The 14,658-nt window shown below is 62.3% G+C and carries 15 protein-coding genes; 7 read left to right on the plus strand and 8 right to left on the minus strand.

The window, feature by feature from the left end; genetic code table 11:
• Nucleotides 1–105: 105 nt before the first annotated feature.
• Both alr and dadA read right to left on the minus strand, forming a co-directional pair.
• Nucleotides 106–1,179: an alanine racemase gene (gene alr / locus ACW4TB_RS10480; protein ID WP_012312149.1), complete on the minus strand. Its 1,074-nt coding sequence runs from the start codon at nucleotides 1,177–1,179 to the stop codon at nucleotides 106–108.
• 121 nt (nucleotides 1,180–1,300) lie between these two features.
• Nucleotides 1,301–2,602, minus strand: coding sequence for a D-amino acid dehydrogenase (gene dadA / locus ACW4TB_RS10485; protein ID WP_012312148.1), 1,302 nt, complete (start codon nucleotides 2,600–2,602; stop codon nucleotides 1,301–1,303).
• Nucleotides 2,603–2,755: 153 nt separating this feature from the next.
• Here dadA and dadR point away from each other — a divergent pair, with 153 nt between their 5' ends.
• Nucleotides 2,756–3,244: a transcriptional regulator DadR gene (dadR, locus tag ACW4TB_RS10490; protein WP_003258963.1), complete on the plus strand. Its 489-nt coding sequence runs from the start codon at nucleotides 2,756–2,758 to the stop codon at nucleotides 3,242–3,244.
• 2 nt (nucleotides 3,245–3,246) lie between these two features.
• Here the strand turns inward: dadR and ACW4TB_RS10495 are convergent, their stop codons facing one another.
• The gene (locus ACW4TB_RS10495; RefSeq protein ID WP_279930140.1) at nucleotides 3,247–3,600 is read right to left on the minus strand and encodes a YkgJ family cysteine cluster protein; all 354 of its coding nucleotides are present in this window, start codon (nucleotides 3,598–3,600) and stop codon (nucleotides 3,247–3,249) included.
• 132 nt (nucleotides 3,601–3,732) lie between these two features.
• On the opposite strand from ACW4TB_RS10495, the gene ACW4TB_RS10500 reads away from it, so the two are divergent.
• Nucleotides 3,733–5,025 (plus strand): NAD(P)/FAD-dependent oxidoreductase, encoded by a 1,293-nt coding sequence (locus tag ACW4TB_RS10500; RefSeq protein ID WP_254466960.1) that lies wholly within the window; start codon nucleotides 3,733–3,735, stop codon nucleotides 5,023–5,025.
• A 41-nt stretch (nucleotides 5,026–5,066) separates the two neighbouring features.
• Here the strand turns inward: ACW4TB_RS10500 and ACW4TB_RS10505 are convergent, their stop codons facing one another.
• Nucleotides 5,067–5,288 carry a DUF1127 domain-containing protein gene (locus ACW4TB_RS10505; protein ID WP_455842968.1) on the minus strand — a complete coding sequence of 74 codons (222 nt, stop codon included), beginning with the start codon at nucleotides 5,286–5,288 and terminating at the stop codon, nucleotides 5,067–5,069.
• A 187-nt stretch (nucleotides 5,289–5,475) separates the two neighbouring features.
• Between ACW4TB_RS10505 and ACW4TB_RS10510 the strand changes: the two genes are divergently transcribed.
• Together ACW4TB_RS10510 and ACW4TB_RS10515 are read left to right on the plus strand one after the other, a co-directional pair.
• Complete coding sequence (locus ACW4TB_RS10510; protein ID WP_012312144.1) at nucleotides 5,476–6,906, plus strand: aminotransferase-like domain-containing protein; 1,431 nt, start codon at nucleotides 5,476–5,478, stop codon at nucleotides 6,904–6,906.
• 60 nt (nucleotides 6,907–6,966) lie between these two features.
• The gene (locus ACW4TB_RS10515) at nucleotides 6,967–8,523 is read left to right on the plus strand and encodes a phospholipase D family protein (RefSeq protein WP_279930147.1); all 1,557 of its coding nucleotides are present in this window, start codon (nucleotides 6,967–6,969) and stop codon (nucleotides 8,521–8,523) included.
• A gap of 9 nt (nucleotides 8,524–8,532) precedes the next feature.
• Here the strand turns inward: ACW4TB_RS10515 and ACW4TB_RS10520 are convergent, their stop codons facing one another.
• A complete protein-coding gene (locus tag ACW4TB_RS10520; protein ID WP_012312142.1) occupies nucleotides 8,533–9,672 on the minus strand; it encodes an MFS transporter in 1,140 nt (379 codons plus the stop codon).
• A 102-nt stretch (nucleotides 9,673–9,774) separates the two neighbouring features.
• Nucleotides 9,775–11,268 carry an aldehyde dehydrogenase gene (locus ACW4TB_RS10525; RefSeq protein ID WP_012312141.1) on the minus strand — a complete coding sequence of 498 codons (1,494 nt, stop codon included), beginning with the start codon at nucleotides 11,266–11,268 and terminating at the stop codon, nucleotides 9,775–9,777.
• 196 nt (nucleotides 11,269–11,464) lie between these two features.
• On the opposite strand from ACW4TB_RS10525, the gene ACW4TB_RS10530 reads away from it, so the two are divergent.
• On the plus strand, nucleotides 11,465–11,824 hold the full coding sequence (locus ACW4TB_RS10530; RefSeq protein WP_012312140.1) for a cupin domain-containing protein: 360 nt from the start codon (nucleotides 11,465–11,467) through the stop codon (nucleotides 11,822–11,824).
• A gap of 96 nt (nucleotides 11,825–11,920) precedes the next feature.
• Nucleotides 11,921–12,121: a hypothetical protein gene (locus ACW4TB_RS10535; protein WP_254466958.1), complete on the plus strand. Its 201-nt coding sequence runs from the start codon at nucleotides 11,921–11,923 to the stop codon at nucleotides 12,119–12,121.
• Nucleotides 12,122–12,241: 120 nt separating this feature from the next.
• On the opposite strand, the gene rpmG is transcribed toward ACW4TB_RS10535, so the two are convergent.
• Together rpmG and rpmB are read right to left on the minus strand one after the other, a co-directional pair.
• Nucleotides 12,242–12,397: a 50S ribosomal protein L33 gene (gene rpmG / locus ACW4TB_RS10540; protein WP_003253507.1), complete on the minus strand. Its 156-nt coding sequence runs from the start codon at nucleotides 12,395–12,397 to the stop codon at nucleotides 12,242–12,244.
• Between the two features lie 10 nt (nucleotides 12,398–12,407).
• Entirely contained in the window at nucleotides 12,408–12,644 is a 237-nt protein-coding gene (gene rpmB / locus ACW4TB_RS10545; RefSeq protein ID WP_012312138.1) for a 50S ribosomal protein L28, read from the minus strand.
• Nucleotides 12,645–13,004: 360 nt separating this feature from the next.
• On the opposite strand from rpmB, the gene ACW4TB_RS10550 reads away from it, so the two are divergent.
• Nucleotides 13,005–14,594: an ABC transporter substrate-binding protein gene (locus ACW4TB_RS10550; RefSeq protein WP_279930194.1), complete on the plus strand. Its 1,590-nt coding sequence runs from the start codon at nucleotides 13,005–13,007 to the stop codon at nucleotides 14,592–14,594.
• Nucleotides 14,595–14,658: the final 64 nt, after the last annotated feature.

The raw sequence follows: 14,658 nt of genomic DNA on the forward strand, positions 1-14,658 counted from the left end.
GAGCCTCCTGAAACGGTGAGATGGCGGGGTGAATGTGAACGATATCATGGCAATGCCGTTCAGTATTTACAACACACCGCCCCTCAGGCTGTCCGCTTCAGCGTGTCATTCGCCGAAATAGTCCAGCGGCACGCGTTTGAGGTTACAGAAGATCTGGTAGGGGATGGTCCCTGCGTGCATGGCGACTTCACTGGCCAACACGTGCTTGCCCCATAGCTCGACCGGGCTGCCGATGGTCGCTTCGGGCACGTCGGTCAGGTCGATGCACAGCATGTCCATGGAAACGCGGCCAATCAGCTGGCTGCGCTTGCCGGCGACCATCACCGGCGTGCCGGTGGGGGCTTGCCGGGGGTAGCCGTCGGCGTAGCCCATGGCAACCACGCCCACTCGGGTGGGGCGTGGGCTGATGAACTTGGCGCCATAGCCCACCGGCTCGCCAGCAGGCAACTCACGCACGCTGATCACCCGTGATTGCAGGGTCATCACCGGCTGCAGGCGCTCGGCCTGGGCTTGCGCTACCTCGAACGGTGTTGCGCCATACAGCATGATGCCAGGGCGCACCCAATCGCTGGGGGCATGAGGCCAGGCAAGCACGCCGGGCGAGTTACGCAGGCTGCATTCGGCAGCCAAGCCCTGGCGGGCGGCCTCGAATACGGCAATCTGTTGCTCAGTGGCATCGGCATCCAGCTCGTCGGCACGGGCGAAATGGCTCATCAGCACGATGCGCGCAACCTTGCCGCTGGCCAGCAGGCGCTGGTAAGCCTCGTGATAGTCCTTGGGGTGCAGGCCGACACGGTGCATGCCGCTGTCGAGCTTGAGCCAGAGGGTCAATGGCTTGTGCACGGGCGTCTTTTCGATGGCCTCCAGCTGCCACAACGAATGCACTACGCACCACAGGTCGTGCTCGGCGATCAGCGAAAGCTCGCTGGCTTCGAAAAAGCCTTCAAGCAGCAGCATCGGAGCCTTGATACCCGCCGCTCGCAACTCCAGCGCCTCTTCGATACACGCAACGGCAAAGCCATCGGCTTCGGCTTCCAGCGCAAGAGCGCAACGCACGGCACCGTGGCCGTAGGCGTCGGCCTTGATCACGGCGAGGGCCTTGGCGCCGGTCAGTTCCCGGGCAAGGCGGTAGTTGTGACGCAGGGCTTGGAGGTCGATCAGGGCACGGGCGGGACGCATGGCGGCAGCCTTATGGTGGTTCAGGTTGAAAACAGTGTTGGATTCATCGCCGGCAAGCCGGTTCCCACAGGGTCAGTGTAGGAGCCGGCGTGCCAGCGATGAGGCCGGTATAGCAGGCCGATTACTGATGCACGGGCGCTGTATGGCCTTGCTTGGCGACTTCCCGGGTTTTGCCATACCGTGAAATATCCAGCCCTTCAGCGCTGATTTGCGGCTTTTTGCGCGCAATCAGGTCAGCCAGCAGGCGCCCGGAACCACAGGCCATGGTCCAACCCAGAGTTCCGTGGCCGGTGTTGAGGAACAGGTTACGGAATGCGGTGGCACCCACAATCGGGGTTCCATCCGGGGTCGCCGGACGCAGACCGGTCCAGAAACTGGCCTGGCTCAGGTCACCGCCGCGAGGATAAAGGTCGTTGACGATCATCTCCAGTGTTTCGCGCCGGCGTGGGTTGAGCGACAGGTCAAAACCGGCTATCTCAGCCATTCCACCGACACGGATACGGTTGTCGAAGCGGGTGATGGCGACCTTGTAGGTCTCATCGAGAATGGTCGAGGTCGGCGCCATGTCGGCGTTGGTGATCGGCACGGTCAGCGAATAACCCTTGAGCGGGTACACCGGCGCCTTGATACCCAGCGGTTTGAGCATCTGCGGCGAGTAGCTGCCCAGCGCCAGCACGTAGCGGTCGGCGGTTTCCAGCTTGCCGTCGACCCATACGCCGTTGATTCGGTCACCGGCGAAGTCCAGGCGCTGGATGTCCTGGCCAAAGCGGAATTCGACACCCAGCTTGAGGGCCATTTCAGCAAGCTTGGTGGTGAACAGCTGGCAATCGCCGGTCTGGTCGTTGGGCAGGCGCAGGGCGCCGGCAAGAATGTCCTTGACCCCAGCCAAGGCAGGTTCGACGCGAGCAATGCCATCGCGGTCCAGCAGTTCATAGGGCACGCCCGACTGCTCGAGCACTGCGATGTCCTTGGCAGCAGCATCAAGCTGAGCCTGGGTACGGAACAGCTGAGTAGTGCCCAGAGTACGGCTTTCGTAGGCGATACCGGTTTCGGCGCGCAGTTCGTCGAGGCAATCGCGGCTGTACTCAGACAGGCGCACCATGCGCTCCTTGTTCACTGCATACCGGCTGGCGGTGCAGTTGCGCAGCATCTGTGCCATCCACAGGTACTGGTCGACGTCGCCGGTCAGCTTGATGGCCAATGGCGCGTGGCGCTCCAGCAGCCACTTGATGGCTTTGAGCGGCACGCCTGGAGCAGCCCACGGCGAGGCGTAGCCGGGCGAGATCTGGCCTGCGTTGGCGAAGCTGGTTTCCATCGCCACCGCCGGTTGGCGATCGACCACAGTCACTTCAAAACCTTGCCGGGCCAGGTAATAGGCACTGGCGGTTCCGATTACACCGCTACCAAGTACCAGAACTCGCATCGTTGATCCCTCGCACGCGGCGCACCGCATTTTTGTTGATATGGCATGGATGCGCGCAGTATAAAAATTACAGCCCAGTGCAATTCACTATATAAAAGCCTATATTTGGCGAGAATTCTCGGCAAAATCGCCTTTCACGGAGGGGCATCCCCTATGAGAACCCAGCACCAGAGCAAGCGTGAACTGGACAAGATCGACCGCAACATCCTGCGGATCCTGCAGAATGACGGGCGCATTTCCTTCACCGAACTGGGCGAGAAAGTTGGGCTTTCCACCACCCCTTGCACCGAGCGCGTGCGCCGCCTGGAGCGTGAGGGCATCATCATGGGCTACAACGCCCGGCTCAACCCTCAGCACCTGAAGGGCAGCCTGCTGGTGTTCGTGGAAATCAGCCTGGACTACAAGTCGGGCGACACGTTCGAGGAGTTCCGCCGCGCGGTGCTCAAGCTGCCACACGTGCTGGAATGCCACTTGGTGTCGGGCGATTTCGATTACCTGGTGAAAGCACGCATTTCAGAGATGGCCTCGTACCGCAAGCTGCTGGGCGACATCCTGCTCAAGCTGCCGCACGTGCGCGAGTCCAAGAGCTACATCGTGATGGAGGAGGTGAAGGAAAGCCTCTGCCTGCCGATCCCGGACTGACGCTAAACCAGCACCTGCCGGGTGGTGGCGATGAACCGGTGGACGAGCAGCTCGGCTTGCGGCTCGATCATCTGTTCCGGGCCACGGCCGCGTGGGCAGGCCATGCGCGGGGTGGTGCCGAACAGGCGGCAGATCATCGGCCTTTCTTCGTATACGGTGCAGCCATTGGGCCCCAGGTGCACACAGTCCAGGCGCTGCAGCGCCGCATCCTGCTCAGCCTGCGACTTGCGCGGCAGGCGGGCCATCTCTTCGGCTGACGTGGTAACCGGGCCACAACAGTCGTGGCAACCGGGCTCGCACTCGAAGGAAGGGATGAGTTCACGCAGGAACTGGATCTTGTGGCGGTTGCAGGACATGGTGAGGAACACATTGAAGATTGAGACTGGATTATAGGCCCCATCGCCGGCTTGCCGGGAGTGAGGCCAGTTGCCCGTCCCCGAAAACCCGGCTTATCCTCCCACCTCTGTCTCGATACCCAGGACCCGCCAATGATCCACAGCGCGCAGCACGCCGCCTCCTACTACGCCGCCAGCAGCGCGCCACACCCCGATCACCCGTTCCTGCAAGGCGAGCACAGCGCCGACGTGTGCATCGTTGGCGGCGGCTACTCGGGCCTGAACACCGCCATCGAGCTGGCCGAACGCGGCCTGTCGGTGATCCTGCTGGAAGCGCGCAAGCTCGGCTGGGGGGCCAGCGGGCGCAATGGCGGCCAGCTTATCCGGGGCGTCGGCCACGGCCTGGAGCAGTTCCTTGCGGTGATCGGTGAAGAAGGCGTACGCAGCATGAAGCTGATGGGCCTGGAAGCCGTGGACATCGTCCGTGAGCGGGTCGAGCGCCACGCCATCGCCTGCGACCTGACCTGGGGTTACTGCGACCTGGCCAACAAGCCCGGCGAGCTGCAAGGCTTCGCCGAAGATGCCGAAGAACTGCGCAGCCTTGGCTACCGTCACGAACTGCGCCTGGTGCACAAAGACGATATCCACAGCGTGGTCGGCTCCGACCGTTATGTCGGCGGCCTGATCGATATGGGCTCAGGGCACCTGCACCCACTCAACCTGGCGCTCGGCGAAGCGGCCGTGGCCAGCCGTCTCGGTGTGCAACTATACGAGCAATCGGAAGTCAGCCGCATCGAGTACGGCCCCGAAGTGAAGGTGCACACCGGCCAAGGCCGGGTGCGCGCCAAAACCCTGGTGCTGTGCTGCAACGCCTATCACAACGGCCTCAACCGCGAATTGGGCGGCAAAGTGCTGCCAGCAGGTAGCTACATCATCGCCACCGAACCGCTGGGTGAGGAACGCGCGCGCCAACTGCTGCCGCAGAACATGGCGGTGTGCGACCAGCGCGTGGCGCTGGACTACTACCGCCTGTCCGCCGACCACCGTCTGCTGTTCGGCGGTGCCTGCCATTACTCCGGCCGCGACCCACAGGACATTGCCGCCTATATGCGGCCGAAGATGCTCAAGGTGTTCCCGCAACTGGCCGATGTGCGCATCGATTATCAGTGGGGTGGGATGATCGGCATCGGCGCCAACCGCCTGCCACAGATCGGCCGCCTGGCCAGCCAGCCGAATGTTTACTACGCCCAGGCCTACTCTGGCCATGGGCTCAACGCCACCCACCTGGCAGCGCGCCTGCTGGGTGAAGCCATCAGCGGCCAGCAAAGCGGGCGCTTCGATCTGTTCGCCAAGGTGCCACACATCACCTTCCCTGGCGGCAAACACCTGCGCTCGCCGCTGCTGGCGTTGGGGATGTTGTGGCACAGGCTCAAAGAATTGACCTGAAACCTGAATGGTCCTGCACGGACCGCGCAGTGTCATGTAGATCAGTCTTTCCAGAAGGGTTTACGCCCCTCGATCAAGGCCTGCTCCCAGCTAAGCCCGACATCGCGCAACTGCTCATCAGTCAGCTGCAGCAACGCCCTGCGGGTGTGCCAGCGATGCAGCATCAGGCCCCAACGCCCCATCCCTTGCGGGGCGTTGAACACCCTGGCCTGCTGCCCGGCTTCCATTTCCCTGGCCAACAGTTGCAAGCGCACATCGCTCATGCCACCCATCGCTGCGTTCTCCCATTCAGTGGTTACTGTGGAGAAAGCATGCGCGCTGCCAGTAGCGGCAATACAGATTCAATACAGGGTTATTATTCCCATACAGAATTGGAGATTATCCGGCTGAATGCTGTATTTTCTACGCAACTGTACTGGTCGTGCTTGCAATCTTGCACAGGAGTATGCCGTGACGCTCTACCTGAACCTCGCCGAGCTGCTCGGCACCCGTATCGAGCAGGGCCTGTACCGCCCCGGCCAGCGCCTGCCATCGGTGCGCGCCCTGAGCGTGGAGCATGGGGTCAGCCTGAGTACGGTGCAGCAGGCTTACCGCCTGCTGGAAGACAACGGCATGGTTTCGCCACGCCCCAAGTCCGGCTACTTCGTCAACGACCATCGCCGCCTCGCCGCACTGCCCGCCGTCAGCCGCCCTGCCCAGCGACCAGTGGACATTTCGCAGTGGGAACAGGTACTGGAGCTGGTACGCAGCACGCCTCGTCAAGACGTCATACAGCTTGGCCGCGGCATGCCCGACATCGACAGCCCGAGCCTGAAGCCCTTGCTGCGCAGCCTCGCCCAGCTTAGCCGGCGCCAGGACATGCCAGGGCTGTATTACGACAACATCCATGGCAACCTCGCTTTGCGTGAGCAGGTTGCCCGCCTGATGCTGGACTCTGGCTGCCGCCTTGGCCCGGCAGACCTGGTGGTGACAACCGGCTGCCACGAGGCGTTGTCGTGCAGCATCCGCGCGGTGTGCCAACCGGGCGACATTGTCGCGGTCGATTCGCCGAGTTTTCACGGTGCCATGCAAACCCTCAAAGGCCTGGGCATGAAGGCGCTGGAGATCCCCACCGACCCGATCACCGGCATCAGCCTGGAAGCCCTGGAACTGGCGCTTGAGCAGTGGCCGATCAAGCTCATCCAGATCACGCCAAGCTGTAATAACCCGCTTGGCTACATCATGCCCGAAGCACGCAAGAAGGCCCTGCTGAATCTGGCCCAGCGCTATGACGTGGCCATCCTCGAAGACGATGTGTATGGCGACCTGGCCTACACCTACCCCCGTCCGCGCACCCTCAAATCGTTCGACGATGACGGTCGCGTGCTGCTGTGCAGTTCGTTTTCCAAGACGCTCGCTCCGGGCCTGCGCATCGGCTGGGTGGCGCCAGGGCGCTATCTGGAGCGGGTGCTGCACATGAAGTACATCAGCACCGGAAGCACGGCCACCCAGCCGCAGCTGGCGATTGCCGATTTCATCGCCAGCGGCCACTACCACCCCCATGTGCGGCGCATGCGCAGCCAGTACCAGCGCGGCCGCGACCTGATGAGCGACTGGGTAAACCGTTACTTCCCGCCTGGCACGCGCGTCAGCCGGCCTCAGGGCGGCTTCATGCTGTGGGTGGAGCTGCCGGAACATTTCGACACGCTGCGGCTGAACCGCGCTTTACTGGAACAGGGCGTACAGGTTGCCGTGGGCAGCATCTTTTCGGCCTCAGGCAAGTTCCGCCACTGCCTGCGGATGAATTTCGCCGCGCGGCCAACCCCGCCAATCGAGGACGCGGTGCGCAAAGTGGGAGAAACCGCCCTTCGTCTACTGGATCAAAGTAACGCCGACGGGTAACTTTGCGCCGCCCTATACGGTCCAACCTCTCAAGCCTTTGCCGCACAGGACGATCCACTCTTGAGACTCCAGCGAGCTCTGCCCCTGCTGCTGGTGCTGGTGCTGCTAGGCCTTGCAGGCTGCGCCAGCGTCGGTACACCCCGCGAGATCAGCCAGGCACTGCCGGCCAAAGATTCAGCCTTCGGCCGCTCGGTAATGCGTCAGGCCGCACCCTATGAAGGACGGTCCGGTTTCCGTCTGCTGCCCAACAGCAACGAGGCCTTCCGTGCCCGCGCCGAACTGATCCGTAACGCCCAGGCCAGCATCGACTTGCAGTACTACATCGTTCACGACGGCCTGAGCACCCGGGCCCTGGTCCATGAACTGCTGCGCGCAGCCGATCGAGGCGTACGCGTGCGCATCCTGCTCGACGACACCACCAGCGATGGCCTGGACACCATCATGGGCACACTCGACGCCCATCCGAACATCCAGATCCGCGTATTCAACCCGCTGCATCTGGGCCGCAGCACAGGGGTAACGCGGGCGGTTGGGCGCCTGTTCAACTTGTCGCGCCAGCATCGGCGCATGCACAACAAGCTGTTCCTGGTGGACAACAGCATGGCCATCGTCGGCGGGCGCAACCTGGGCGATGAGTACTTCGATGCTGAGCCCAACCTGAATTTCACTGACATCGACATGCTCGGCGTGGGCCCGGTGGCCGAGCAGCTCGGGCACAGCTTCGACCAGTACTGGAACAGTGCCCTGAGCCGGCCCGTTACTGACTTCCTCTGGCAACTGCCGGATGCCGCCGACCTGCGCGCCAGCCGCCACCGCCTGGAGGTATCCCTGGCCGAGGCGCGGGTGCAGCGCAAGGCGCTGTATGACCGCCTGATGGCCTATCAGTCAGAGCCACGTCTGGATGTTTGGCGTAATGAGCTGATCTGGGCCCACAGCCAGGCCTTGTGGGATGCTCCGAGCAAGGTGCTGGCAGACGACGAGCCAGACCCGCACCTGCTGATGAGCCAGCAGTTGGCCCCTGACCTGGCAAACGTGCACCACGAGTTGATCCTGGTTTCGGCCTATTTCGTCCCTGGCGAGCCGGGGCTGCTGTACCTGACCGGCCGTGCGGACGCCGGAACGTCGGTCAAGCTGTTGACCAACTCGCTGGAGGCCACCGATGTACCGGCCGTGCATGGTGGGTATGCGCCCTACCGCCGGGCGCTGCTCGAACACGGCGTGCAGCTGTTCGAGTTACGCCGCCAGCCGGGCGACCCCAGTGCCGGGCGTCTGAGTTTCCATGGCGGTTCGGATTCCAGCCTGCACAGCAAGGCGATCGTGTTCGACCGGCGCAAGACTTTCATCGGCTCGTTCAATTTCGACCCGCGTTCGGTGTTGTGGAATACCGAGGTCGGGGTGCTGGTGGACAGCCCGGAGCTGGCCGAATACACCCGCGAGCTGGCCGTTCAGGGTATGGCGCCTGCGCTGAGTTATCAGGTCAGGCTAGAGAATGACAAGCTAGCCTGGGTGACCGAGGACAACGGCCAACTGCACACCTTGACGGCAGAGCCCGGTGGGCTCTGGCGGCGGTTCAATGCGTGGATCAGCAAAGCCGTCGGGCTGGAGAAAATGCTGTAGTGCAGGGCCTCAGGCGGCGGCAGGCTCGAAGGCACCGCGCCGCCGGGTCAACACCACCAACCCGGCCGCCCCAACTGCCATCAGCAGCGGCAACGCATGACCACTGAGCCACTGGCTACCCGCACCGGCCAGCAACGGCCCAAGCAGGCAGCCGATACCCCACAGCTGCGCCACATGGGCATTGGCCCGCACAAGCGCATCATCCCGATAACGCTCGCCGATCAGTATCAGCGACAAAGTGAACAGGCCACCGGCACTGGCCCCGAACAGCACCCACAATGGCCAGATCATCGGCGTGTGCAGAAGCAACGGAATCGCCAGGCTGGAACACAGCAAGGTCACGGCACAAGCGGTGAACAGTGCGCGCCGCGACATGTGGTCGGCCAAGGCGCCGATCGGCAACTGCAGCACCGCGTCGCCAACCACCACAGTACTGACCATGAACAGCGCCAGCTCGGTGGAGAAGCCCTGCTGCAGGCAATACACCGGCAACAGGGTGAGGATCATCGCCTCGAAGGAAGCGAACAGCGCGATGGCCCAGGCGATCACCGGCAGCCGGCGACAGAAGGCGAACAGGTCGCTGAAGGTAACGCTGCAGGCCTCGGTACTCGGCGCGCCGCCACGGCCCAACAGCAGCAAGGGCGATAGCAGCAGCAGGCCGGTCGCAGCCCAGAAGCCAAAGTCATCGTCGGAGCCGAGAAAACCCAGCACCAGCGGCCCGGCCAGCTGGCTCAACGCATAGCTGCTGCCATACAGCGCCACCAGGCGCCCACGCCACTGCTCGACCACCAACTGGTTGATCCAGCTCTCGCCAAGGATGAACACCACGGTCAGCGACATGCCGATCAGCAAGCGCAGCGCCAGCCACAGCGGGTAGCTCGGCAACACCGCCAGCAGGCCAATCGACAACGCCCCGCCCCACAGGCACAAGCGCATGGCCGCAGGCACGCCGACCCAACCGGCCAGACGGCTGGCCAAGCTTGCACCGAGCAGCACACCCAGCGCCGGCATCGCAGCCATCACGCCGATGGCGAAGCTGCCGTAGCCCCAGGCCTCCAGGCGCAGGGACACCAGCGGCATGCTCACGCCGAGCGCGAGCCCGACGCTCAGCACCGATGCCAGCACGGCAAAGTAGCTTCCCCAGCGCATAGCAGCCTCCCAGGCAGAATTCTTGAATGGCAGAAACGACACAGCCGGGACGGTAAGAACCGGCCCGGCTGTTGTTGGGGCTCCAGTGCAGCCCCTCTGGATTTACAGCTTGATCCAGGTCGCTTTCAGCTCGGTGTACTTCTCCAGCGCATGCAGCGACTTGTCACGGCCGTTGCCCGACTGCTTGAAACCACCGAACGGAGCGGTCATGTCGCCGCCATCGTACTGGTTGACCCAGACGCTGCCGGCACGCACGGCACGGGCAGTCTTGTGGGCCTTGGAAATATCCGAGGTCCAAATGCCAGCGGCCAGGCCATATGGTGTGTCGTTGGCAATGGCGATGGCTTCTTCGGCGGTATCGAAGGCGATGACCGACAGCACCGGGCCGAAGATTTCTTCCTGGGCGATCTTCATGGCGTTGGTCACGCCGTCGAAGATGGTCGGCTCGACATAGGTGCCGCCCGTTTCTTCCAGGGTGCGCTTGCCACCGGCCAGCAACTTGGCGCCGTCCTTGTGGCCGGCGTCGATGTACGACAGCACGGTATTCATCTGCTGGGTGTCGACCAGCGCACCGACGGTAGTCTGCGGATCCAACGGATTACCTGGCTTCCAGCCCTTGAGCGCTTCAACCACCATAGGCAGGAACTTGTCCTTGATCGAACGCTCGACCAGCAGGCGCGAACCTGCAGTGCAAACTTCGCCCTGGTTGAAGGCGATGGCGCTGGCAGCGGCTTCGGCGGCGGCTTGCAGGTCCGGAGCGTCGGCAAAGACGATGTTCGGGCTCTTGCCACCGGCTTCCAGCCAGATACGCTTCATGTTCGACTCGCCCGCATAAACCATCAACTGCTTGGCGATCTTGGTCGAGCCGGTGAACACCAGGGTGTCTACGTCCATGTGCAGGGCCAGGGCCTTGCCGACGGTATGGCCATAGCCTGGCAGCACGTTCAGCACACCGGCCGGGATGCCGGCTTCGATGGCCAGCTGGGCGATGCGGATGGCGGTCAGCGGTGACTTCTCGGATGGCTTGAGTACCAGCGAGTTACCGGTGGCCAGGGCTGGTGCGATCTTCCAGCAGGCCATCAGCAGCGGGAAGTTCCACGGTACGATTGCACCGACCACGCCCACTGCTTCGCGGGTGACCAGGCCCAGCTGATCATTAGGGGTGGGCGCGACTTCGTCGTAGACCTTATCAATGGCTTCGGCGGTCCAGTGGATGGCATTCGCTGCGCCCGGCACATCGATGCTGGAGGAGTCGCCGATCGGCTTGCCCATGTCCAGGGTTTCCAGCAGCGCCAGCTCTTCGACGTTCTTGCGCAGCAAGTCGGCGAAGCGGATCAGCTTGGCCTTGCGCTTGGCGGGGGCCAGCTGCGACCAGACGCCGGAATTGAACGTTGCGCGGGCGTTTTCCACCGCGCGGTTGGCATCGGCCAGGTCGCAGCTGGCAACCTTTGCCAGGAAGCGTCCGTCGACCGGGCTCAGGCAGTCGAAGGTTTCACCGGATGCGGCGTCGGTGTATTCGCCGTTGATGAAGGCACGTCCTTCGATCTTCAGTTGCTGGGCACGTTGCTCCCAGTCTGCACGAGTCAGGGTGGTCATACGAAACTCCTCCTCTTGTTTAGGTGCAACGCCGCACTGAGGACTCACAGGCGTTGTCAGAATTCTGGCCGGGCGACAAGCGCACACTGGCAAGCGATACCCTAAACCAGCCAGTGCAAACTATCAATATATTTGACACATGAGGCCTAAAAGCCTACTGATGTGCATTTTATTAAACAAAAATAGGAGCTGTACCATGAACATCGCCAGCATCATCGACTTCGCTCAGGTCCTCACCGAAGCTGAACGCTATCGCCCGGCTGCAGAAAAAATCCTCAAGGGCGAGCCGGACCAGGCTGTCTACAACCATTATTCCAGCCCGTGCGGACAGTTCGCCGCAGGAGTCTGGGAAGGTGAGGTCGGGCAGTGGACAGTGAACTACACCGAGCATGAATACTGCGAGATCGTGCAGGGCGTTTCGGTACTGCGCGACTCGGATGGCGGCGCCAAGACCCTGCGTGCCGGTGATCGGTTTGTCATCCCGGCTGGCTTCAAGGGCACCTGGGAAGTGCTGGAGCCGTGCCGCAAGATTTATGTAATGTTCGAGCAGAAATGATTGCGACGCCAGCGTGGTGATTAAGTACCACAGCCCGGCAAGCCAAAAGCGTAATCCTTGATGGGTCCAATCCGGGACAACTCAAGGAAAATCATCATGACTACCGATATCCTAAGCCCTGCTCGTCACGTGATTGGCTCGCAGTATGTAGAAAGCGTCAAGCCCTACATCCTCGAGCTCACTGGCCTGATGACCGCCGCCGGCCCACGCGACATCACCACCATGGATATACGCTCCGACAGGGTGCTGATCAACGTCGATAACGCCGGCACCATCGACGGCCTGCGCATCAGCTGATATCCACTGCTGATCGCTAAAAGAAAGGGGGCTCCGACGGAGCCCCCTTTCTTTTTGGCATTCACGTCAAAAAAAAACCCGCGTCCTTCCGGATGCGGGTTTTTTCAGGTCGCCGATCAATTACTTGATCTTGGCTTCCTTGTACACCACGTGCTTGCGAACAACGGGATCGTATTTCTTGATCTCGATTTTGTCCGGGGTGGTGCGCTTGTTCTTGTCGGTGGTGTAGAAGTGGCCAGTGCCAGCACTCGAAACCAGACGGATCAATTCACGCATGACGTTCTCCTTAGAACTTTTCGCCGCGAGCACGCAGCTCGGCCAGCACTACGTCGATACCACGCTTGTCAATGACGCGCATGCCTTTGGCAGATACGCGCAGACGCACGAAACGGTTCTCGGATTCAACCCAGAAACGGTGGTGCTGCAGGTTCGGCAGGAAACGACGACGGGTTTTGTTGTTTGCGTGGGAAATGTTGTTCCCGGTTACTGGACCCTTACCAGTAACTTGACAGACTCTCGACATGACTCAGCCCTCTAAAACCACATGCCCAACCCGGCATGGGTTGGCCGCTTAATCTCTCAGTCTTTGGCGCCAGGCGCCGTGATTCTGGAGGTCTTACCGACCGGATCCGCTGATGCGACAGGCCGAGCCCCTAGAAAAGAGCGCTGCTTTATACCAGAAAGACTGCATTGCAACAACTGCTGATGAGCATCTGCCGGAGACAAATCGTGCGCGAGCAGCATAGCGGCTAGCCCGGCGAACTGTCGACCACTCGTCGCCAGCCGGTAGAAAAAGAGGGTGGTCATTTCCTGATGCGCGCACTAGGGTAGAACGTTTCCAGACTGCACTGGCAGATGGGCCACTGACAGCCAAGGAGTCACGATGCGTGCCGCCGCCCTTTCCTTAATGCTCACCTCCCTGTTTGCTGCCGGCATCGCCCAGGCCGCACCACTGAGTGTCTGCAGCGAAGCCAGCCCCGAGGGCTTCGACGTGGTCCAGTACAACTCGCTGACCACCACCAACGCCTCGGCCGACGTACTGATGAACCGCCTGGTCGAGTTCGACGCAGGCCAAGGCAAGGTCATCCCCAGCCTGGCGCAGAGCTGGACAGTGTCGGCTGACGGCCTGGTGTACGACTTCAAGCTGCGTGAAGGGGTCAAATTCCACTCCACGCCTTATTTCAAGCCAACCCGCGCGCTCGATGCCGACGATGTGCTGTTCAGCTTCCAGCGTATGCTCTACCCCGCCCACGCCTGGCACAAGACCGCACCGGGTGGCTACCCGCACGCCCAATCACTGCAACTGGGCAGCCTGATCAAGTCGATCGAGGCGCCGGAGCCGAACAGCGTACGCTTCACCCTGACCCACGCCGACGCCACTTTCCTGGCCACCTTGAGCATGGGCTTTGCTTCGATCTACTCCGCCGAGTACGCCGACAAACTGCTCAAGGCAGGCACCCCGCAGAAGCTCAATAGCCAGCCGATCGGCACCGGCCCGTTCGTCTTCCAGCGCTACCAGAAGGACGCCGTGGTGCGCTACCGCGCCAACCCTGACTACTTCGATGGCAAGCCTGCAGTCGATCCGCTGATCTTCGCCATCACCACCGATGCCAACGTACGCCTGCAGAAGCTCAAGCGTGGTGAATGCCAGGTGGCCCTGTCGCCCAAGCCCCTGGACGTTACCGAAGCGGGCAAGGACGGTAACCTCAAGGTCGCCACGACGCCGGCCTTCATGACGGCCTTCGTTGTCATCAACAGCGAGCACCCGCCGCTGGACAAACCCGAGGTACGCCAAGCGATCAACCTGGCCTTCGACAAGCAGGCCTACCTCAAGGCCGTTTTCGAAGGCACCGCCACTGCCGCCAACGGCCCTTACCCGCCCAACACCTGGAGCTATGCCAAGGACCTGCCCGGCTACCCGCTGGATCTCAAGCGAGCCAAAGCGCTGCTGAGCAAGGCCGGTTACCCAGAGGGGTTCAGCACCACGATCTGGACCCGCCCGTCGGGCAGCCTGCTCAACCCCAACCCAAGCCTGGGCGCGCAGATGCTGCAGGCAGACCTGGCCAAGATCGGCATCAAGGCCGAAATCCGCGTCATCGAATGGGGTGAGCTGATCCGTCGAGCCAAGGCTGGCGAGCATGACCTGCTGTTCATGGGCTGGGCCGGCGACAACGGCGACCCGGACAACTTCCTAAGCCCGCAGTTTTCTTGTGCGGCGGTCAAGTCGGGGACCAACTTCGCGCGGTTCTGCGACAGCCGGCTGGACCAGTTGATCAGTGCAGGGCGTACCACCAACGACCAGAGCGTGCGCAGCCGGTTGTACCAGCAGGCGCAGACGCTGATTCAGCAGCAGGCGCTGTGGGTGCCGCTGGCGCACCCGATGGCGGCAGCGCTGTTGCGCGAGGGAGTCGAGGGTTACCAGGTAAGCCCGTTCGGGCGGTTGGATTTCAGCAAGGTTTCGGTGAAGCGCTGAACCCTGGCTTTGCAGGCTCGACCAATCGCCGGCTTGCCGGCGACTGGTCGAGCCTGCAAACAGC

The sequence above is a fragment of the Lelliottia jeotgali genome, assembly GCF_977070485.1.

Bases quoted from the DNA above. Each gene is read 5' to 3' on its own strand.
- alr (WP_012312149.1), bottom strand. From the start codon at position 1,179: ATGCGTCCCGCCCGTGCCCTGATCGACCTCCAAGCCCTGCGTCACAAC.
- dadA (WP_012312148.1), bottom strand. From the start codon at position 2,602: ATGCGAGTTCTGGTACTTGGTAGCGGTGTAATCGGAACCGCCAGTGCC.
- dadR (WP_003258963.1), top strand. From the start codon at position 2,756: ATGAGAACCCAGCACCAGAGCAAGCGTGAACTGGACAAGATCGACCGC.
- ACW4TB_RS10495 (WP_279930140.1), bottom strand. From the start codon at position 3,600: ATGTCCTGCAACCGCCACAAGATCCAGTTCCTGCGTGAACTCATCCCT.
- ACW4TB_RS10500 (WP_254466960.1), top strand. From the start codon at position 3,733: ATGATCCACAGCGCGCAGCACGCCGCCTCCTACTACGCCGCCAGCAGC.
- ACW4TB_RS10505 (WP_455842968.1), bottom strand. From the start codon at position 5,288: ATGAGCGATGTGCGCTTGCAACTGTTGGCCAGGGAAATGGAAGCCGGG.
- ACW4TB_RS10520 (WP_012312142.1), bottom strand. From the start codon at position 9,672: ATGCGCTGGGGAAGCTACTTTGCCGTGCTGGCATCGGTGCTGAGCGTC.
- ACW4TB_RS10525 (WP_012312141.1), bottom strand. From the start codon at position 11,268: ATGACCACCCTGACTCGTGCAGACTGGGAGCAACGTGCCCAGCAACTG.
- ACW4TB_RS10530 (WP_012312140.1), top strand. From the start codon at position 11,465: ATGAACATCGCCAGCATCATCGACTTCGCTCAGGTCCTCACCGAAGCT.
- ACW4TB_RS10535 (WP_254466958.1), top strand. From the start codon at position 11,921: ATGACTACCGATATCCTAAGCCCTGCTCGTCACGTGATTGGCTCGCAG.
- rpmG (WP_003253507.1), bottom strand. From the start codon at position 12,397: ATGCGTGAATTGATCCGTCTGGTTTCGAGTGCTGGCACTGGCCACTTC.
- rpmB (WP_012312138.1), bottom strand. From the start codon at position 12,644: ATGTCGAGAGTCTGTCAAGTTACTGGTAAGGGTCCAGTAACCGGGAAC.
- ACW4TB_RS10550 (WP_279930194.1), top strand. From the start codon at position 13,005: ATGCGTGCCGCCGCCCTTTCCTTAATGCTCACCTCCCTGTTTGCTGCC.